The sequence below is a fragment of the Candidatus Saccharimonadales bacterium genome (assembly GCA_035697325.1).
GTDB lineage: Bacteria > Patescibacteriota > Saccharimonadia > Saccharimonadales > Saccharimonadaceae > JALRBM01.
Window position 1 is genome coordinate 531,540 of sequence record DASSDB010000002.1, and the last position, 19,345, is coordinate 550,884.

24 protein-coding genes are annotated in these 19,345 nt (G+C 46.7%); 21 read left to right on the forward strand and 3 right to left on the reverse strand.

Going from position 1 to position 19,345, the window contains the following annotated elements; all coding sequences use genetic code 11:
• The first annotated feature begins 112 nt into the window (after positions 1 to 112).
• The gene (locus VFH06_03400) at positions 113 to 832 is read left to right on the forward strand and encodes a VIT1/CCC1 transporter family protein (protein HET6747123.1); all 720 of its coding nucleotides are present in this window, start codon (positions 113 to 115) and stop codon (positions 830 to 832) included.
• On the opposite strand, the gene VFH06_03405 is transcribed toward VFH06_03400, so the two are convergent.
• Entirely contained in the window at positions 829 to 1,395 is a 567-nt protein-coding gene (locus VFH06_03405; protein ID HET6747124.1) for a VIT1/CCC1 transporter family protein, read from the reverse strand. The genes VFH06_03400 and VFH06_03405 overlap by 4 nt on opposite strands.
• Positions 1,396 to 1,525: 130 nt before the next feature.
• Between VFH06_03405 and VFH06_03410 the strand changes: the two genes are divergently transcribed.
• Genes VFH06_03410 through VFH06_03430 form a run of 5 tightly spaced genes read left to right on the forward strand, consistent with a single transcriptional unit; the run spans position 1,526 to position 4,441 of the window.
• On the forward strand, positions 1,526 to 1,897 hold the full coding sequence (locus tag VFH06_03410; GenBank protein HET6747125.1) for a hypothetical protein: 372 nt from the start codon (positions 1,526 to 1,528) through the stop codon (positions 1,895 to 1,897).
• 20 nt (positions 1,898 to 1,917) lie between these two features.
• Positions 1,918 to 2,409 carry a phosphatase PAP2 family protein gene (locus VFH06_03415; GenBank protein ID HET6747126.1) on the forward strand — a complete coding sequence of 164 codons (492 nt, stop codon included), beginning with the start codon at positions 1,918 to 1,920 and terminating at the stop codon, positions 2,407 to 2,409.
• 29 nt (positions 2,410 to 2,438) lie between these two features.
• A complete protein-coding gene (locus VFH06_03420) occupies positions 2,439 to 2,915 on the forward strand; it encodes a hypothetical protein (GenBank protein HET6747127.1) in 477 nt (158 codons plus the stop codon).
• Between the two features lie 15 nt (positions 2,916 to 2,930).
• Positions 2,931 to 4,007, forward strand: coding sequence for a DNA recombination protein RmuC (locus tag VFH06_03425; protein ID HET6747128.1), 1,077 nt, complete (start codon positions 2,931 to 2,933; stop codon positions 4,005 to 4,007).
• A gap of 59 nt (positions 4,008 to 4,066) precedes the next feature.
• Positions 4,067 to 4,441, forward strand: coding sequence for a hypothetical protein (locus VFH06_03430; GenBank protein HET6747129.1), 375 nt, complete (start codon positions 4,067 to 4,069; stop codon positions 4,439 to 4,441).
• A gap of 100 nt (positions 4,442 to 4,541) precedes the next feature.
• Here the strand turns inward: VFH06_03430 and VFH06_03435 are convergent, their stop codons facing one another.
• A complete protein-coding gene (locus VFH06_03435; GenBank protein ID HET6747130.1) occupies positions 4,542 to 5,390 on the reverse strand; it encodes an aquaporin in 849 nt (282 codons plus the stop codon).
• An 80-nt stretch (positions 5,391 to 5,470) separates the two neighbouring features.
• On the opposite strand from VFH06_03435, the gene VFH06_03440 reads away from it, so the two are divergent.
• The 14 genes from VFH06_03440 (at position 5,471) to VFH06_03505 (ending at position 18,006) form a co-directional block, all read left to right on the forward strand.
• On the forward strand, positions 5,471 to 5,707 hold the full coding sequence (locus VFH06_03440; GenBank protein HET6747131.1) for a hypothetical protein: 237 nt from the start codon (positions 5,471 to 5,473) through the stop codon (positions 5,705 to 5,707).
• A gap of 49 nt (positions 5,708 to 5,756) precedes the next feature.
• Entirely contained in the window at positions 5,757 to 6,764 is a 1,008-nt protein-coding gene (locus VFH06_03445; protein ID HET6747132.1) for a phenylalanine--tRNA ligase subunit alpha, read from the forward strand.
• Positions 6,761 to 7,243 (forward strand): pyridoxamine 5'-phosphate oxidase family protein, encoded by a 483-nt coding sequence (locus tag VFH06_03450; protein HET6747133.1) that lies wholly within the window; start codon positions 6,761 to 6,763, stop codon positions 7,241 to 7,243. Before VFH06_03445 ends, VFH06_03450 begins: the two co-directional genes overlap by 4 nt.
• Positions 7,240 to 9,732 carry a phenylalanine--tRNA ligase subunit beta gene (gene pheT, locus VFH06_03455; protein ID HET6747134.1) on the forward strand — a complete coding sequence of 831 codons (2,493 nt, stop codon included), beginning with the start codon at positions 7,240 to 7,242 and terminating at the stop codon, positions 9,730 to 9,732. Before VFH06_03450 ends, pheT begins: the two co-directional genes overlap by 4 nt.
• Before the next feature lie 126 nt (positions 9,733 to 9,858).
• Positions 9,859 to 10,725, forward strand: coding sequence for a ubiquinol oxidase subunit II (cyoA, locus tag VFH06_03460; protein HET6747135.1), 867 nt, complete (start codon positions 9,859 to 9,861; stop codon positions 10,723 to 10,725).
• The gene (gene cyoB, locus VFH06_03465) at positions 10,725 to 12,668 is read left to right on the forward strand and encodes a cytochrome o ubiquinol oxidase subunit I (GenBank protein ID HET6747136.1); all 1,944 of its coding nucleotides are present in this window, start codon (positions 10,725 to 10,727) and stop codon (positions 12,666 to 12,668) included. Before cyoA ends, cyoB begins: the two co-directional genes overlap by 1 nt.
• Positions 12,668 to 13,252 carry a cytochrome o ubiquinol oxidase subunit III gene (gene cyoC / locus VFH06_03470; GenBank protein HET6747137.1) on the forward strand — a complete coding sequence of 195 codons (585 nt, stop codon included), beginning with the start codon at positions 12,668 to 12,670 and terminating at the stop codon, positions 13,250 to 13,252. Before cyoB ends, cyoC begins: the two co-directional genes overlap by 1 nt.
• On the forward strand, positions 13,249 to 13,590 hold the full coding sequence (gene cyoD, locus VFH06_03475; GenBank protein HET6747138.1) for a cytochrome o ubiquinol oxidase subunit IV: 342 nt from the start codon (positions 13,249 to 13,251) through the stop codon (positions 13,588 to 13,590). The genes cyoC and cyoD overlap by 4 nt, the downstream gene beginning before the upstream one ends.
• Entirely contained in the window at positions 13,590 to 14,450 is an 861-nt protein-coding gene (gene cyoE / locus VFH06_03480; protein HET6747139.1) for a heme o synthase, read from the forward strand. The genes cyoD and cyoE overlap by 1 nt, the downstream gene beginning before the upstream one ends.
• A gap of 18 nt (positions 14,451 to 14,468) precedes the next feature.
• A complete protein-coding gene (locus VFH06_03485; GenBank protein ID HET6747140.1) occupies positions 14,469 to 14,738 on the forward strand; it encodes a hypothetical protein in 270 nt (89 codons plus the stop codon).
• Positions 14,735 to 15,946 (forward strand): FAD-dependent oxidoreductase, encoded by a 1,212-nt coding sequence (locus VFH06_03490; GenBank protein ID HET6747141.1) that lies wholly within the window; start codon positions 14,735 to 14,737, stop codon positions 15,944 to 15,946. Before VFH06_03485 ends, VFH06_03490 begins: the two co-directional genes overlap by 4 nt.
• A gap of 50 nt (positions 15,947 to 15,996) precedes the next feature.
• The gene (locus VFH06_03495) at positions 15,997 to 16,587 is read left to right on the forward strand and encodes an FKBP-type peptidyl-prolyl cis-trans isomerase (GenBank protein HET6747142.1); all 591 of its coding nucleotides are present in this window, start codon (positions 15,997 to 15,999) and stop codon (positions 16,585 to 16,587) included.
• Positions 16,588 to 16,629: 42 nt separating this feature from the next.
• On the forward strand, positions 16,630 to 17,568 hold the full coding sequence (locus VFH06_03500; protein HET6747143.1) for an FAD-dependent oxidoreductase: 939 nt from the start codon (positions 16,630 to 16,632) through the stop codon (positions 17,566 to 17,568).
• 45 nt (positions 17,569 to 17,613) lie between these two features.
• Complete coding sequence (locus VFH06_03505; protein ID HET6747144.1) at positions 17,614 to 18,006, forward strand: hypothetical protein; 393 nt, start codon at positions 17,614 to 17,616, stop codon at positions 18,004 to 18,006.
• A gap of 44 nt (positions 18,007 to 18,050) precedes the next feature.
• On the opposite strand, the gene VFH06_03510 is transcribed toward VFH06_03505, so the two are convergent.
• Complete coding sequence (locus VFH06_03510) at positions 18,051 to 18,749, reverse strand: glycerophosphodiester phosphodiesterase (protein ID HET6747145.1); 699 nt, start codon at positions 18,747 to 18,749, stop codon at positions 18,051 to 18,053.
• A 60-nt stretch (positions 18,750 to 18,809) separates the two neighbouring features.
• On the opposite strand from VFH06_03510, the gene VFH06_03515 reads away from it, so the two are divergent.
• Entirely contained in the window at positions 18,810 to 19,337 is a 528-nt protein-coding gene (locus tag VFH06_03515) for an inorganic diphosphatase (GenBank protein ID HET6747146.1), read from the forward strand.
• Positions 19,338 to 19,345 lie beyond the last annotated feature (8 nt).

A 19,345-nucleotide genomic window follows, 5' to 3' on the forward strand; every position in this document is an offset into this window, starting at 1 on the left:
ATTTGTTACTATCCCTAGTCTACAAAAGTTACTTTTTTTATGCAAGTATTTTTTAAACAAAGCCAGATATTGAAAATAGTTATAGGTGGCGGCGAGATGCTAAAATAGTCTTATGGAAAAAATGACACCACACGATATTTTGAACCGACGCGCGTTGCAAATTCAGCGCGGTGCGGCACGGGCGGCCGTATTGGGCGTCAATGATGGGCTTGTGAGTATTCTTTGTATCGTGCTGGCTGTCGCAGGGGCGGGCGCGCACTCGAGCAGCGTATTGCTGGCGGGGTTTGCCGGACTTATTGCTGGAGCTATCAGTATGGCGGCAGGTGAATGGATTTCTGTACGCGCTCAAGTTGAGCTGTTCGAGGGTGTGCTGAAGGACATTCACCATCTCATTCATGACGATAAAACTATTTTAGTTTCGCAGATAGCCAAGAGCCTTGAAGAAGGTGGCCAAAGCAAGAAAACTGCTGAGCGCTCGGCGAGCGAAATGGCAGAAGATCACCGTCAGCTTATCAAGGTGTATGCTCGCCAAGTTATGGGGTTCAATCCAGATGAGCTGGGTTCGCCATGGCTCGCGGCTCTTTCTTCTTTTGCGCTTTTTACCCTGGGTGCACTTGCCCCTCTTGCACCATGGGTATTTATAGGTGGCTCTATGGCAATATGGATATCGATTGGTCTTACGGGGGTGGGCAGTCTTATCGTTGGCGGATATATAGGAGTATCAAGTGGAAAGAATAGACTGTATGGTGCCGTGCGGCAGTTGGCAATCGTCGCACTTGCCTCGGTGGTCACATACGGCATAGGATATATTTTTGGCGTAAGTGTTGGCTAGGCAACGAGCATGTGGAGAAAATAGCCTGTAGAAGCTCCGACGACGATAATACAGGCGCCCAAGAACATCATTTCTACACCATCTCGCGCGGGGTGAAGGTGCATAAGAAATCCCCTCCAATAACCAGCAGCAAAAAGCATTCCGAGCGTGAGGAGGCTACAAAGTGCGAGGGCTAGATAAAGCTGTGGCACAAGAATGAGCGGGAGAAGCGTTACAAACCCTACTGCGAAGTAAGCGGCGAATTCGATGATGGCAGGCACCAGATAATGCTGAAGAGGATGGTGCTTTTCGCGACCATCGAGTTCGTCGGTGTAATGTTCAGAACTATATTTTACGGAAGCATTGTTAAAACCGTTAACAAGAATGCCGATCCCAGCGCTAACGAGAAGTATGCGGCGATCGAGGTCGGCAAAGCTTAGGCCTACTACGATACTTGCACCAATGGCGAACCCACCTTCAAGTCCTTCGAGAAGAGCGAGCAACCGCTCGGCGCCTAGGGGGAGGTGTAATTTTTTTCTTTTTGCTCTTAGCAAGCGGCGTCGCTGAGCGGTTTGAACATGCATGTCATTAGTGTAACAAACGTGGGCCAATGCTCGGTAATTATTGTCGAAATTACATTATTTTCACATATTTTCACGTACTATACTAAAGTCATAAGCGGGACTTAAGAAGCGCTTATAGAGGAGGTTGAGCATGAAAATATCAACCAAAACGGTAGCATCGCTACTTCTTGTCACGGCGGTTGCGGCTGCCGTACCGGGGACTAGCGAAAAAATACCGAAGCAGCAGCGCTTCAGGCGTGAGTCCCAATTTGATCGACTTCTTCAACGGCACGATCGCAAAGGCGAATTACGAGCAGAAATATTGGGCATGGAAACACGAGCGTTCCGTGCCCAATTAAAACGAATGAGTCTGGAGGCAATTGCTCGCCAGCGGGGATTTAAAACGGTTCGTGAGTTTCGCATTGCACTCTTCGGGAGGCTGAAAGACGAACTTCATCATCGCGGCTGGTCGTTCCGACGAATTGAGCAATATATGATGCGGCGCAGTTCACGGGTAGGCTAACCGCGTAGTATACTGGGTACATGACGCAAACGCTTATCCGGCTTCTTGCCGATGGTCTCCTTGTTCCTATCGTACTTTTTTCGGGGTACGCTCTTGTATTTTGGATTCCAAAAGGCGGTCGATTTGAAGCGTATAAACGCATTTTTATCGCAGGACTTACGACATACTTAATAGCAAAGCTCATGGGCGCGGTATATCAGCCCTCGATGGAACGCCCTTTTGAATTACTGGGGATTGCACCCGGGGCTTCATACCTTCCTAATCCAGGCTTTCCATCCGATCATGCACTATTCGCAGTATTCCTTACAGTAGCAGTATGGTTTGAGACGCGTCGTAAATCGGCAAGCATCATTCTCGTGGCTCTCACTATTCTTATGTGTATCGGCCGAATATTGGCATTGGTTCATACGCCGCTTGACATTGTAGGGGGTATTTTTGTCGCGTTGCTCGGTGCATTGTGGTACTTGCAAGGATCAAAAGAAACTCGTTCTTTCCGCAAAAAACCTGTATAATTACAAAATACAATTGATAGGGAGATACGATGACGATAGAGATGGATGAGCAGACGCACCCAATAATGACCGACATGTCACTCCGGCAAGTTGGCCAAGTGGTACTTCTTGGCTTTGTGGCGGGACTCGTTGCTGCGGGCGCAACGCTTCTTTTTAGTGCTTTCGTGTTTAAAACGCTGCCGTGTGTCTCTGAGGCCTGTGGAACCGGTGGGCAATACGCCGCCATTCTTGCCAGTATTATCAGTGGTGCAGCCGCGCTTTTTTGGCTCATGCGTGTTCAGGTTTTTCGACCTTTGCTTGTCGTTTTAGCGGTCACAGTTGCGCTGTGGGGAGTATCGCTCTATATACTTGCAATGCCTTGGTATGTAGTCTTGGCGATTTCCTCCGGTCTTCATGCAGTTGCGTACGGGCTATTTACTTGGATTTCTCGGCTTCGTCAGTTTTGGCTTGTGATTTTACTCACACTCATGATTGTAGCCGGTCTCCGATTTATCCTTGCTAGCTAATGGTATACTAGCACTATGGATATAACGCTTATTTTTATTGTTTTAGGTTTGATTATTGTCGGTTTTGCTGCGGTTATTTTTGTATTGAACCAGCGGCTAAGTGAAATGAAGAATGCGGGTGCCGTTGAGCTCATGAAGACTGATCTTGTTGAACTAAGCCGCAATGTCGGCGCCTTGCAGCAGGCCATGGGTGACAAGCTAGAACGTAGCACGACAGTCATGCAGGCATCGGTGCAAAAGCAGCTCGGCGAGAGTGCTAAGCTGGTGGCAGACGTTACTCAGCGGTTAGCCAAACTGGATGAAACCAACCGGCGCGTGGTTGACGTGGCCGACGAGCTTAAGACGCTCCAAAACGTTTTGCAAAATCCGAAACAACGCGGTGTTTTTGGCGAGTATTACTTGCAATCAGTGCTCGAAAACGTCTTGCCCCCAGGACAGTTTGCGATGCAATACAAGTTTAACGATGGTGAAATTGTGGATGCGGTGATTTTTTTGGAGCGAGGGCAAATCTTAGCTATAGATAGTAAGTTCAGCCTTGAAAATTACAATCGTATGATCGAGGCAAAAGACAAACCTGAGCGCGAGCGTTTATTGTTAAAAGTGAAGGCTGACCTTAAGGGAAGAATCGACGAAACTAGTAAATATATCCGACCAAACGAAAACACAATGGACTTTGCGTTTATGTTTATTCCGAGTGAATCATTATACTACGATCTTCTTATCAATAATGTCGGTAATGGTGGTAGCTCACGCGACCTTATTGAATATGCATTTCGCGATAAACATGTGATCATCGTGAGTCCTACAAGTTTTATGGCGTATCTCCAAACAGTGCTCCAAGGGCTTCGTAGCCTCCAAATTGAAGAGCAGGCTAAAGATATTCAGGTGCGTGTAGGCAAGTTAGGTCAGCATATCGGTAAATTTGAAGTATATATGCAAAAACTTGGGTCATCTCTTGGGACAACCGTAAACCACTTCAATAATGCCCATAAAGAACTAGGAAAAGTTGATAAAGACGTTATAAAAATAGCCAATACTGCTGCGGGTGTTGAGCCGGTGTTGCTTGATAGACCTCGCCAAGACGAGGATTAGGCATTCAAAAACCCGCTCCTTACAGTAAGCGTCTAGCTCCTTTATGGAGGAGCGAGCTTTTGAAGAGCGGGTTACCGCACGGGCAGACGATCCCACCATGCGCAGCCATCAGCGGGAACGCTGGTGTAGCCCCAGAAGCCGGTGTTTTCGGCGGTAGGAATGGCAGGAATCCTCCACTTGATGCAGTCCGTCGGCAGGCCGAGGTCAGACATGTACTTGCCGTCGGGCCGCATGGTCGAAATGTCGACACTCTGTTCTGCGGCCGAGTCGTCCGCACAGAGAAGGGTATGTGCCACCTGATGTTCTCGCCACAGCTTGACACCAGTCCTGCCACACTTGCCGCAGGTGTAGCTTGTCGGCGTCGCCGAGGAAGCGTAGTCTACCGGTTGGGTTGGGTCGATAATGGACCTGCTCACGTTTTTCACCTCGTGTAGTTGTGCCAATGACTGGGATAAATTAGCATATTTTACTATCTCTTGTCAAATAAAAGAAAGTCCGTGACAGGACCTTCTTTTATTTGATCGGTATGAATTTTTACGCGTTTTCGCGGCTGTTATTGCGAAGAAGATCGTAAAGCGCGAAACCAATAACCGCACCAAGAATGCTTCCAAGTATGTATACGGCCCATGACCATACATTGCCAAAGTTGACCTGAAGGGCAACAGCAACGGCTGGGTTGAGGATCGCGCTGGCACTAATTAGGGCTGCGGCAGAACCTGCGATCATGAGACCGAGATAGACACCAAGACCCACGGTAAAGGCGGCTGCGGTGCGCTCCTTGATTTCGCGTGTTGCTGCTGCGACGGCAAAGCCAAAGATTGCAGTACCCAAAACTTCGCTCATAAGTACAAGCCACTGCTTGCCTTCAGGAAGTGCTGCTGCCTTGAACAGCTCAGCACCGGCTGAGTAGAGCTGGTTTGGGTTTGCGGCGGTTGTATTGCTCATGTATGCATTGAGAATAACAAGTGCGAGCATTGCACCGAGCACTTGGGCAACAACGTAGCCCAGTGCACGCCATGCGCCAATACGGCGAGTGACCCATGCGGCAATAGTAAGCGCAGGGTTAACATATGCACCAGACATCGTTCCGATGGCAAGTACAACACCGACTAATGCGAAGAAAACCAAAATCGGTTGTCCTTGGCCGGCTATGATAGCCGCAGCAAAAATAAAGGTTCCGATAAACTCGGCAATCAATGCTGCGATCAGCGGCCGTCGGCCGATGTCTAGTTTAAACGTTTTTTTCTGTGTTGCTTCAGCGACAGCTACAGGACGAGATTCAACAGCCTTTACGGTCGTTACCTTTGTGCTCGTCTGCTTTTTAGCGGCTGCTTTTTTGGCAGTCGACTTTTTGCTGGTCGAAGCGGCTTTTTTGGTAGCCATGTATTTCCCTCCTTTAGTGAAATATAGGGATAGTATACCATAAATTGTATCGCGCAAATACCGGGTGTATACTAGGTGCAATGGCATTATTTATTAGACAAAGCGAAGACAGATCTAAATTACAGGAGCGTTTGGCTGCCGAACTTCAAGAAAAAGCGAAGGCGAAAGCGCTTGCCGAAAATGAACCGAAAGACATAGAAGATTCGGCATATCTAAAGGATACAAAAAAGACGACCAGCCTAGCTTGGGCATGGGTGGTTATCGGTCTTTTGGCCGCAATCGTTGTGGTGATGCTGTTTTTACAAACGGCTCGCTAATTTTTGTCTCGATTTTTTATACCTCTATAGGCTATACTAATCCATAGATATGGAAGCAATTGATACTCTGCGTTCTCAGCTTTTAGAGCGCATCGAACAATCCGAACAGCCACGAGACATTTTAAAAGCCGATGAAATTAAAAAACTCTATGCTGCTATTCCGAGCTTGTTGCCTGAAGAACGAGCTCTGTTCGGCAAGCGTGTTAACGAGCTGAAGATCGAACTTGAAAAGGCAATCGAAGTCCGTGAAGCCAGCCGGGAAGATGCGGCGATCGAACCGATTGACATTACCGCACCTTGGGACGTGAATACAAAAGCATCACAACTTCTTCCCACCACGCAAGGTAGTCGCCATCCGCTAACTCGCGAGCTGGAGCATGTCGTCGATATTTTTACACGCATGGGATTTGAAGCGATTGAGTCTCGCCAAATTGATGACGATTTTCACATGTTTGGTGCGCTCAATTTTCCCGAAAATCATCCTGCCCGCGATGGCTACGATACCTTTCGTACTGAAGAGGGATTCATCCCTCCTGCGCACACCAGCACGATGCAGAATCGTATTTTAAAAGATGGTAAGGCCAAACTTGAGGCAGGTGGGCAAATTGCCGCCGTAAGTTATGGGCGCGTGTTTCGAAATGAGGATGTCGATGCGACGCACGAACATACATTCTATCAATGCGAAGGCGTGTTCGTGAGTCGTGATGCGAGCTTGGGCCAAATGCTTGGAACGCTACGCAGCTTTTTCCAAACATATTATGGGCAAGAACTAAAAATCAAAACACAGCCGGGTTACTTCCCATTTGTTGAGCCGGGACTTGAGTTTGCAATTGAAAAACCGGCGGCACTAGGGGGTAAACCAGGCGAATGGCTGGAGATGCTTGGGTGCGGTATGATTCACCCCAATGTGCTTAAGGCGGCTGGTATCGACCCAAATAAATATACAGGTTTTGCGTGGGGAGGGGGTGTCGAGCGCCTCGTGATGCTTAAATATGGCATTGAAGATCTTCGCTATTTTGAATCCGGCAAACTACAATTTTTGAGGAAGTTCGCATGAGTCCAGCGGAAATCGAACCCATCATTCGCGAATATATTGAGCAAGTCGTTCATATGTCGCTTGCAACTGTGAAGGACAACAAGCCATGGGTATGCGAAGTGCATTTTTCGTATGATGACGAACTGAATCTTTACTTTACTTCAAGTAAAAACAGCCGCCATGCTCAGGAGCTCATTGCTAATCCTTTCGTTGCGGGCAATATTGTTACGCAGCATTTTAAAAACCAGAAAGTCCGATGCGTTGAATTTGAGGGGGAAGCGGAAATGCTTGATGGTGCCGAGGCAGAGCAGACAGCTTACGCAGCGTACGTCAATCGATTTGGTGAATCGGAAGGTCTTCTCAATGAAATCCGAAAAGACGGTGATGTTCGTTCATTTAAAATTACCGTACACGATTTCTTCTTGTTTGACAGCTATGGAGAGTCGCGCGGAAAACATCACTTACCTTGGAAGGGTAAAATAGCGGAGAGTAGCAAATGATTATTTCTGTAAATTGGCTAAAAGAATATACGGACATCGACCTGCCGATCGCTGAGCTTGCGACACTCATCGGTGCTCGTCTTGTTGAGATTGAAGAAACAATTGATCTCAGCGAAAAGTATAAAAATGTAGTGATTGCTCGTGTTGCGTCATGTGAGAAACTTGAAGATTCCGATCATCTTAACGTAACAAAACTTGATGACGGTGGCGTGGTTGATGGTGTTGAGCGTGATGAAAATGGCTATGTGCAAGTAGTTTGCGGCGCTCCAAACGTACGTGCGGGTCTACTTGTTGCGTGGTTACCTCCTCAAACAACAGTGCCTGAAACTTTTGGCACAAACGAGCCATTTGTGCTCGGCGCCCGCAAGCTTCGTGGGGTAATGAGCAATGGTATGATCGCGAGCCCGCGTGAACTGGCGCTTTTTGATGATCACGAAGGAATCTTGGAAATTGCAGACATGGATGTGCAGCCAGGTGTCTCTTTTTCAAAAACGTTCGCGCTCGACGACACATTGCTTGATATTGAAAACAAATCACTTACTCATCGCCCCGATGCGTTTGGGGTGATCGGCTTTGCTCGCGAAGTTGCAGGTATCCAAAATATGCCTTTTAAAACGCCGGTATGGCTCAAAAATACGGACCCCGATTTCGCCATTTCCGCGAGTGCAACTACGTCGCCGAAAGTATCCATAGATGACCCAGAGCTTTCTGCGCGGTACCAGGGTGTTGTTATTGGAAATCTTGACGGTCTAAAAAAGTCACAGCTTTCTTTACAAACTTTTTTGGCACGCGTGGGTATGCGGCCGATCAGCGCCATTGTTGATGTGACTAATTATCTTATGCTCGAGACAGGCCAGCCTCTTCATGCGTTTGATTACGATAAATTGGCGGCCGTTAATAATGGCGCCATCGATATCCATGTGCGGAGCGGCCGCGAGGGGGAGACTCTTGCTTTACTCGATGGCCGAACCATCACGCTCTCTTCGGAAGATATTATAATTGCGAATGGTGAAACAGCCGTTGCTCTCGCCGGTGCAATGGGTGGCGCTGATACTGAAATCGATGAGTCAACGAAAACGATTTTCCTAGAAAGCGCAACGTTTAATCTTTACAATTTGCGGGCGACGCAAATGCGCCACGGTATATTCAGTGAAGCAATTACCAGATTCACCAAAGGTCAGCCAGCAGCTCTGACGGCACCTGTTTTAAGACGGTTCATAGAACTTCTTGAGGGCACAATGACTGCGGTGCAATTAAGTGAGGTCGTTGAAGACTATCCTAAAAAGAGAGGGCAAGAATGGATTGAGCTTAGTCGTAGCCAGGTCAACAAAACGCTCGGGTCTGATTTCACAGCAGAAGCTATTGAAGCAGCGCTTCGTAACGTTGAATTTATCGTGGAAGGCGACGGTGAAATGTTTCGTGTGGCGGCGCCTTATTGGCGAAGCGATATTCATATTTCCGAAGATATTATCGAAGAAGTTGGTCGGCTTAATGGCTTTGACTCAATCAAACCGACGCTGCCTGAGCGTGACTTTACAGCTGTAGTACCAAGTGACTTTGATGTATTGCGAGCGCGTGTTCGTGATTTACTTACAAGAGCGGGGGCGAACGAGCTTTTAACATATAGTTTTGTGCATGGTGATATTTTAGAAAAGGCCGGCCAGAAAAGGGATGATTCGTATCGTATTACCAACTCCATCAGTCCCGATCTCCAGTATTATCGTCAGACACTTACGCCGAGCTTGCTTCAGTATGTTTATCCAAATATTAAGCAGGGTTACGATGCCTTTGCCCTATTTGAACTTAATAAAGTTCATCCTAAAACTCATGGCATGACTGACGAAAATGTACCGCGCGAAGCTGATATGCTTGGGCTTGTCGTTGCAAACAAGAACCAGCAAGAAGGTGCGCCGTATTATCAAGCTAAACGACTGCTTGATTACTTAGCGCAGAGCCTTGGTCTTGAGCTTGAGTATGCGTCAGTCGGTCCGAGTTCAAATTATCCCGTTACGGCACCATTTGAGTATCGGCACTCGGCATTTGTCACAGACAAGAAAACGAACACATTTCTAGGTATTGTTGGTGAGTATAGGAAATCCGTATCACGTGCATTCAAATTACCCGCAAGTACGGCAGGGTTTGAACTTGGCATGAACGAACTATATGAGGCTGTATCAAAACTCGAGAGTAACTATACGCCAATCAGCCGTTTCCCCGGAACAGAACGTGATATATGTTTTCGGGTGAGCGCTGAGATTTCTTATGCAGAAATCGTATCGGCGGTGGCACGCGTACTTGAATCTGAAACGGTAGAATCCTCAATTGCTCCTGTGGATATATATCAGTCCGAAGACAAAACGATGAAGAATATCACCATTCGAATTAAGCTTATTGCTCATGACCGTACGCTTACGGGCGATGACGCGGCGCGGATTGTTGATGATGTTACGACGAACGTTATAAAACAGACAAACGCGACTGTTGTGTAGTAAGGCAAAACACACGGACAACTTCGTAATCGCTTCTGCATTCGTCACTGGTGAATAGCTTCCCCAAACATTCATCCGGGTGTATGATATAAGCAATGTTTATGCTTAACTTTTTTCGGATAAGACATGCGAAGAATAACTAAAATTATCCTTGCTTCGGTCGCTGTTATAGGACTTGGTGGTATCTTTTATTTTCTGTTGCATGGCGCGGATATAGCCGTTTTGAACCCTAAGGGACAAATCGCGGATAAGCAGCGAGACCTTATGATTATCGCAACAATACTCGGAATGAGCGTCGTGTTGCCTGTATTCATTATGTTGTTCGTATTCGCCTGGAAATACAGAGAGGGAAACACCAAAGCGCGGTATATGCCCGACTGGCAAAATAACCGGATAATTGAAACTGTATGGTGGGGAGTGCCGTTTATTATCATTACAATCCTTGGTGTTATCGCCTGGCAAAGTTCGCACGAGCTAGACCCATATAGGTCGCTTGATTCATCTAAAAAGCCAGTTAAAATTCAGGTAGTTGCGCTCCAGTGGCGCTGGCTTTTCATATACCCGGATGACCATATAGCGAGCCTTAGTGAAGTGAGATTTCCTGTTAATACGCCGGTTGATTTTGAAATAACGGCAGATGCCCCTATGAACTCGTTTTGGATTCCAAAACTGGGCGGTCAAGTGTACGCAATGACGGGTATGTCAACGCAATTGCATCTTCAGGCGAACGAAAAAGGTGATTACCCGGGAAGTTCCGCAAATATTAGCGGTGAAGGATTTGCTGATATGAAATTTACCGCCAAGGTCGTATCGGATGATGATTTTGCACGCTGGAAAAACGATGCCAAGACCGCCAAGGAAGAAATGAACAGTACGGCATACGCTAAAATTGCTGAACCCTCAAAAGACACAACGCCTCGTCTTTATACGCTGAGTGAAATTGACCTTTATGATACGATAGTTATGAAATATATGGATATAGGGAATCACTAATGTTTGGCCGTTTGAGCGTTGATGCTTTACCGCACGATCTTATTACTATCGGTGGTGCGGTAACCATGCTGGGCGGTGCACTTTTAGTTGTTGCGGCGCTGACATTTTTTAAACGATGGAAGTGGCTGTTTAAAGAATGGCTTACTTCGCTCGACCCGAAAAAAATAGGCGTCATGTATCTGATAATCGCCAGCATCATGTTGCTTCGGGGAGTAGGAGACGCGTTGCTTATGCGGACACAGCAGGCGCTCGCTTCGGATGCGGCCGGTATTTTGAGTAGTGATCATTTTCAGCAGATATTCTCAGCCCACGGAACAATCATGATTTTCTTTGTCGCAATGGGATTGATCTTCGGTTTATTTAATCTTCTTGTGCCGCTCCAGATCGGTTCGCGGGATGTTGCCTTTCCGTTTCTTAATTCGGTGAGTTTTTGGCTATTCGCTGTTGGGTTTGGGCTCGTTAATCTTTCCCTTATAGTGGGTGAATTTTCTGCCGCTGGCTGGCTGGCATATCCGCCACTTTCGGAATTGCAGTATAGCCCGGGAGTGGGGGTTGACTATTGGATATGGAGCCTTCAAATAGCAGGTGTCGGAAGTTTGCTATCGGGAATTAATTTCTTTGTGACAATCCTAAAAATGCGCGCACCCGGTATGACACTCATGAAAATGCCTGTATTTATTTGGAGCGTGCTGGGAAGTCTTGTATTGATCATGTTTGCTTTTCCGATCCTTACGGCAACACTCGGTATGCTTTCGCTCGATAGACTTATCGGGGCGCATTTCTTCACGACCGATGCGGGTGGAAATGCCATGATGTATATAAATCTTATCTGGGCCTGGGGGCACCCAGAAGTATATATTCTCATTCTGCCGGCGTTCGGAATATTTTCTGAAGTTGTCGCTACATTTTCACGTAAGCGTTTATTCGGCTATACGTCGATGGTATGGGCGATTGCGGCTATTGCTTTTCTTTCATTCACTGTTTGGCTCCACCACTTCTTCACGATGGGAGCGGGTGCAAACGTCAATGCCTTCTTTGGCATTATGACCATGGTTATCGCCATCCCTACGGGAGTAAAAGTCTTTAACTGGCTCTTTACGATGTATCGAGGACGAGTAAAATTTGCGACGCCAATGCTGTGGTTCATGGGCTTTATTGTTACGTTTACACTTGGTGGCTTGGCCGGCGTGCTTATGTCGGTTCCGGCGATTGATTTCCAGGTACACAATAGCTTGTTCTTGGTAGCTCATTTCCACACGATGATCATAGGCGGAGTCGTATTCGGATGTTTTGCCGGGTTTACTTACTGGTTTCCTAAATTTACTGGATTTACACTTAACGAACGACTGGGACGCTATGCATTTTGGTCGTGGCTTGTTGGATTCCTTCTCGCGTTCACACCGCTGTATATTCTTGGATTTATGGGAGCGACGCGCCGACTTGACCACTACGATGCTTCTATGGGATGGCAAGGCCTCTTTGTCGTAGCCGGAATCGGGGTGCTGTTTATCGGTCTGGGTATCTTTTTTCAGCTGCTTCAGCTGGGCTACAGCATATGGAAGCGAAATGAAAATCGAGTCCAAAATGATCCATGGAATGGACGTACGCTTGAATGGGCTGTCAGTTCTCCGCCGCCGGAGTATAACTTTGCCACTATTCCCGAAGTAAGTGAGCGCGATGCTTATTGGATGATGAAGCAAACGAAGCACAAAACAAAACCTTTCAAAGGTACGATCACTATCCCTAAAAATTCACCGCTTGGATTTATCATCGCGGTATTCGCATTCATGATAGGCTTTGGTATCGTATGGCATATGTTTTGGATGGCGGGAATCGGTCTGGTGGGGATTATTGTTTGCATTATTGTTCGTATCTCATCTGACGAAACGGAGCGCCAAGTGGCTGTGAATGAAATGATACAAGAAAAAGGAAGTAGGGCATAATGCAGGTTGAAACTACCCTCCGGGCTCAAAACGAAAGAACGCTCATTGGGTTTTGGATTTACCTTATGACGGATGTCGTTTTGTTTGCCACACTTTTTGCGACGTATATGGTCTTGCAGGGCAGTACGAATGGAGGGCCGGCTGGGTCGGATATATTCAACCTACAATTCGTACTGGTTGAGACGGGACTCTTGCTGACGAGTAGCTTTACAGCAGGCTTGATGACTGTTGCCATGAGAAAGTCAGACAGCACACAGGCGGCATGGTGGCTCATAATTACCTTTCTCCTGGGGGCGAGCTTCCTTGGGCTGGAGCTCCAGGAATTTACAAAACTTGCAAGCGAAGGTAATAGCTGGCAGCATAGCGCCTTTCTTTCGAGTTTCTTTACGCTCGTCGGAACTCACGGGTTACATATTTTCTTTGGGCTGCTTTGGTCGGCGGTACTATTTATTCAGTTGATAAAAAAAGGGCTTACAAATAACGTCACTAGGCGATTATCACTCTTTGGTATGTTTTGGCACTTCCTCGATGTAATCTGGATATTTATATTTACCATCGTGTATCTTATGGGGGTTGTGTTATGAAAAAACCAGTAGTCGCCTACGTGACAGGATACCTTCTCTCTATTTTTCTTACGCTCTTAGCCTATTTCACGGTTACAAGTGGTAACTTTGCGCCGTTCATTACGATCGCGCTTATATTATCTTTTGCCGTCGTTCAGCTTTTTGTTCAACTGATATTCTTTTTGCATCTCGGCAGCGAATCACGACCTCGCTGGCGTTTAGTAACCCTGGGATTTGGTGTGCTTGTAGTAGGTATAGTCGTATTCGGTTCACTTTGGATTATGGACAATCTCAACTACAATATGATGCATTCACCAAATAAGATGCAACAATATATTGATAAACAAGCAGGCTTTTGATGCAAGCAATAAGAGTGTATTATAAACTTGCAAAGCCGGGTATCGTCTACGGCAATCTGCTGACTACGGCGGCGGGTTATTTTCTGGCCTCAGGTAGAGTTATCCAGCCCCTGATTGGCATCGGCCTATTGATTGGTATTGGCTTTGTGATGGGTTCGGCGTGTGTTCTAAATAATATTATGGATCGTGGGATCGATCGAAAGATGAAGCGGACAAAAGGAAGGGTGCTTGTAACGGGGGAGGTATCAGTACCGAGCGCAGCAGTGTATGCAGGCGTGCTAGGATTGGCGGGTTTTGCTCTTCTAGCTATATACACCAATCTGCTAACTGTAGTATTAGGGGCTGTGGCGATGTTCTTATATGTTGTAGCGTATGGAATTGCTAAGCGCCGTACGATATATAGCACACTTATCGGGACAATTCCTGGCGCTATGCCACCGGTGGCAGGTTATGTTGCGGTAACGAACGTGTTTGATGGAGCGGCCTGGCTTTTATTCATTGCCTTAATGGTGTGGCAAATGGCGCATTTCTATTCGATTGCTATTTATCGCCAAAAAGAATATAAAGCGGCTGATTTGCCTATCATGAGCGTAAAACGAGGTATTGGAGCAACTAAACAACAGATTGTTTTTTATATCATTCTCTTTATCCCTGTGGTCTTTCTTTTTACATATTTTAGTTATACCGGGATAGTTTTTGCAGTGGGTATGGTGCTTATTTCGAGTACGTGGCTTACAAAGGCGCTGCGCGGTTACAAAGGGGTCGATAGTGAAAAGTGGGCGCGAGGATTGTTTGGCTTTTCACTTAAGGTTTTACTCGTATTCTGCTTATTGTTATCAGTTGATGCATGGTTGGTCTAGGGTGTATACTCTTAAGGTATGATTGTACTGCTCCACGTTTCGATTGCCGTAGCGAGCCTTGTGCTCGTGACACACACATTTTTTAAGCCGGCGAATAAAACCTTGTTTGCAAGCTATGGTTCAATTCTGGCCACACTAATGAGTGGTTTGTATTTGGTGCTCATTGAACCCGCACGAATGCCTCACACCTGCGAGGTAGGACTTATCTATCTTGTGATCGCTGTAACAATGACACTCATGGCCCGCACACGTTTACTCAGTACGAAAAAGAGTGAAAAGACCCTATGAATATTATCGTAGTTGGTGGTGGGTTTGGTGGAATTAAGGCTGCTCTTGAACTTGCGCGCGACCGTCGCAATAAAATAACGCTCATAAGTAACAGGCCTGATTTTCAGTATTATCCGGCTCTCTATAGCGCTGCTACCGGTCATAGTCATCTGGAGTCATGGGTACCTTTAGGTACGATTTTTGCTGGTAAGAAAAATATCACCGTGCAACTCGATACTATAACGGGTGTTGATACAAAAGCTAAAAAACTCACAGGTGAATCGGGTGCGACATACACATACGAACGGTGCATTATGGCACTAGGAGTTGTCACGACTTATTTTGGAATCGAAGGGCTTGATGTTTTCTCGTATGGTATAAAATCGGAAGAAGAAGTGATGCGCTTGAAAAGGCATCTATATGAAGATATCGCCGAAAATCACACCATGGATAAGCACTATGTCGTTATCGGTGCCGGTCCTACTGGTGTCGAGTTGGCGGCAGCGCTAGGCTCGTATATCACTCGCCTATGTGACCATTATGGTGTGAAGCAAAGTGGTGCGCCTAAAATTGATCTGCTTGAAGGAGCGCCTCGCGTCTTGCCAAAAATGAGCGAAGCGACGAGTCGTATTGTCACGAAACGATTGAAGAAACTTGGAGTCAATGTTCGTACGGGTCAGGCACTTGAGTCAGCGACCGCAGATCATATTATGGTAGGAGGCAAGCCAATTCGTAGTAGGACGGTTATCTGGACCGCAGGTGTCACGAACCATCCTTTTTACAAAGTGAATGCTCCTAGTTTCGAACTTTTGCCAAACGGACGTGTAAAAGTTGATGCATTCATGAAAGCGGCACCCGATGTATATGTTATTGGCGACAATGCGGCGACTCCTTATTCTGGTCTCGCCCAGACAGCACTTCACGATGCGCTATTTGTAGCTCATAATATCTGGCGAGAACAAAACGGCAAGTCTCCTAAAAAGTACAAAGCCGTGAAGCCACCAGTAGTTATTCCAGTGGGCGAAGATTGGGCCATTCTGGAGTGGCGCGGTCTTCGTATTAGCGGTTGGCTTGGAACGTTGCTACGCCGTGCCGCCGACTTTATCGGCTATAATGATATGCTTCCACTTGGCCAAGCACTTGGTGCCTGGCATGCATCGATGGTGATGGAGGATAATTACTTTACTCCTGCCAAATCCGAAACAGGCCGGACGGCCATTCGAAAATAACAGATTATCTGGTATACTAACGGATAACGTATTAAGAAAGAGGACAGGGAATGGCAACGCCAAAGAGTCAGAGAATCGGTATTTGGGTGATCGCGTCAGTCTTAATGATCGGAACTATCGGATCGTTTGCGGTAATGATCTTGCAGAGCCAAAATGCACAGACCGATCAACAGCAACAGCAAAAGCTCATTGAAGAATATCAGAAACAGCTAGCAGATCAACAAAAGCAGGCAGATGAATTATCGAGCCAATATTATGCGGAGTTCTCTCAGTATAAAGATGTGCCTGCGGCTTTTGACATGAACGCGGTTGGCGATAAGGTCACGACAAATGATTTGAAGCCTGGAACGGGTGCTGAAATAAAATCAGATACGAAATACAAAGCCTACTATATCGGTTGGAATCCAAAAGGAAAGGTATTTGATAGTTCAATCAGTGACCAAAAGTTAAAGGCGCCAATTGATACGGCAACCACAACACTTATTGAAGGTTGGAGTCAAGGCACCGTAGGTATGAAGGTGGGTGGTGTTCGCGAAATAACGATTCCTTCTGACTTGGCTTATAAGGACCAAGGAAGCGGCGATGACATTCCGCCCAATACGCCTATTAAATTCGTAGTAATGGTTATTGCTACCAACTAAGCAAGTGCTATACTGGATATAGTAAAAAGAAGAGGGAATCTGATGGCGAAAGAAATACGCGATGTTGTAATGGTGGGTACTGGTCCGAGCGCACTTGCTGCGGCTGTTTATACGACCAGGGAAGATATTGATACAGTATTGTATGAGAAGAGCATTATTGGCGGTCTCGCTGCGGTAACGGATAAAGTTGATAATTATCCGGGATTTCCTGATGGGATCGAAGGTCTTGTCTTGGCCGAACAACTACAAAAACAGGCTGAACGGTTTGGGGCGGAAATTGAGTTCGGTGAGGTATCTGCTATTCGAGACGAAGGTGATGTCAAAGTATTGACCATCGATAGTCAGGAAGTAAAAGCACGAAGTATCCTCATAGCCACGGGTAGCGATTACACGAAGCTTGGCATACCCGGCGAAAGTGAGTACTATGGCCGTGGCGTTCATTACTGTGCTACCTGTGACGGGGCTTTTTACCGCGATAAGCGATTGGTGGTAACTGGAGGTGGTAACTCGGCGGTACAGGAAGCAATGTTCCTTACTCGTTTCGCAACGCACATTGATCTACTGGTGCGAAGTAAAATCTCTGCGAGTGAAATCCTTCAGCAGGAACTACAGAAATTTGTTGATGAGGGCAAGATTACTGTACATCTCGGCACCACAACAGATGAGATCGTTGCTACTGACGGCAAAGTGACGTCAGTTGTCGGTACGCAAAACGGTGAGCGAAAGTCTTTTCAGGCGGACGGCATCTTTGTGTTTATAGGCCTGAAGCCGAACACTGGATTTTTAGCTGGTACTGGTATCGAACTTGATGAGATGGGAATGATAAAAACTGATCGCCACCTAATGACGAGCATGCCCGGGGTATTTGCAAGCGGTGATGTCCGTTCGCATGCTACGATGCAAATCGCCAGCGCTGTAGGAGAAGGTGCGACGGCGGCACTCTCAATCCGTGAGTATCTTGATTTGAAAAAAATGGTATAATACAATTTGTCCAAATCCGGCTCTTGAGGAGTGATTTCGATGTCCGTGGAGTTTCCCGCAACGTATGAAGACTTCTGTGAAAGCATGGGTCGGAGACTGATCCGATTCAATTTCAGCGCACTTGGGATCGAGCCGCCGCCGGACGTCCTTGAAGGCCAATTTCGCCGGGTGTTCGCGGAATGGCGCGCTGATCATCTGGATGACTTGCAGTGGCTGAAGGTTGCTGCTGAAGCAGCGTTGCAGGTAGCGCCGGAAGGACTGGGGGCGGTGCGGGAAAGCTTCAATCTCGATGTCGATTCTATCGCCGAGCTCGGAGCGTTTTTTCGAGACGGCGAACAGGCGTACCTGTTGGAGCTGAGGACCGCTTTCCAAAACGATGCGATCGCTTTCGTGAAGCTCATGCACTACTTCGTGGAGCTGGGTCCGACGAGCAAGTAGCTGTGATGGGACGGGGGCGTGAAGAAATTCCGCTCCCGTTCCCATCAAATAGAATGACGCTTTAACTCTTCAATGACACGGTCTGGTCGATTGGTCACGACACCTTCAACACCCTCTTGGGCAAGAAGCGTTGCGGCATTAGGTCGATCAACAGTGTAAGCATAAGTAAATAAACCAACTTTTTTTGCTATAAGAAGGGCAAACGAATTCACGTAGAGCCTATGGAATCCCACGGCTGTCAGGCGAAGACTTCTCTGATAGGCAATGAAGAGAAATGGATTATCAAAATGGAGTAGTGAGAGGTTTGCGCGCTTGCTCACTTTTCGGATGGCTCGAAGCTCGCCACCGTTAAAAGAAGAAAATAAGATATTATCCCAATCCTCAGGTTTTTTGATGTAGTGCTTTTTTACAAAGGTGGCAGTCACTTTTCCGCTGCCTCTGCCCTTTACCTCAATATTGAGTAATATGGTCCCAAAAAATTCATCCAATACTTCCTCTAGAGTGACGATAGGGAATTCAAGAAGACGTTGGCGCAGTTCGTTGAGCGTATGATGAGAGATGATCGAAAGATCATGATGCGTGCGAAAAGTGTGAAAATCATGTGCTAAGACAGGAATACCGTCTTTGGTAATGCGCACATCAAACTCTAATATATCAGCGCCGGCTTCAAGTCCCGCTCGCAAGGCTTCAAGCGTATTTTCGTGAGCAAGGCCTGCTGCGCCCCTGTGACCAATAACCAACATATTGCCCTTAGTATAGCAAATTGTTACAATAACGTTAGTTTTAAAATAACGGAGATAATTATGGCTGATTTCAACCAAATTCTTACTCCTGGTAGCGTTGACGAAGGTGTGGTAAACGTCGTTGTCGAGATTCCTGCCGGTAGTTCACATAAAATCGAATGGAACCGCGACCTCGCGGTAATGCAACTTGATCGCGTTGAGCCGGCAATCTTTGCTAAGCCGACTAATTATGGCTTTATCCCACAGACCCTTGATGAAGATGGCGATGAGCTTGATGTACTTATTGTAACTGACGAGCCGCTCCCTACAGGTGTGTTCTTAGAAGGTAAAATCATCGGTGTTATGAAATTTGAGGATGATGGTGAAGTTGATGATAAGATCGTGGTTGTTCCTACGGACGATCGCAATACAGGCAATCGTATCCAAACCTTAGCTGATATTCCGCAGCTCGTGAAGCAAATCGAAAACCACTTTAACCATTACAAAGATCTTAAAAAACCTGGCTCAACCATTGTGAAAAGCTGGGGCGACGTTGAAGAAGCGAAAGCTGTCGTTCACGAATCTATCGAACGCTGGAATAATCGATAATACAAATC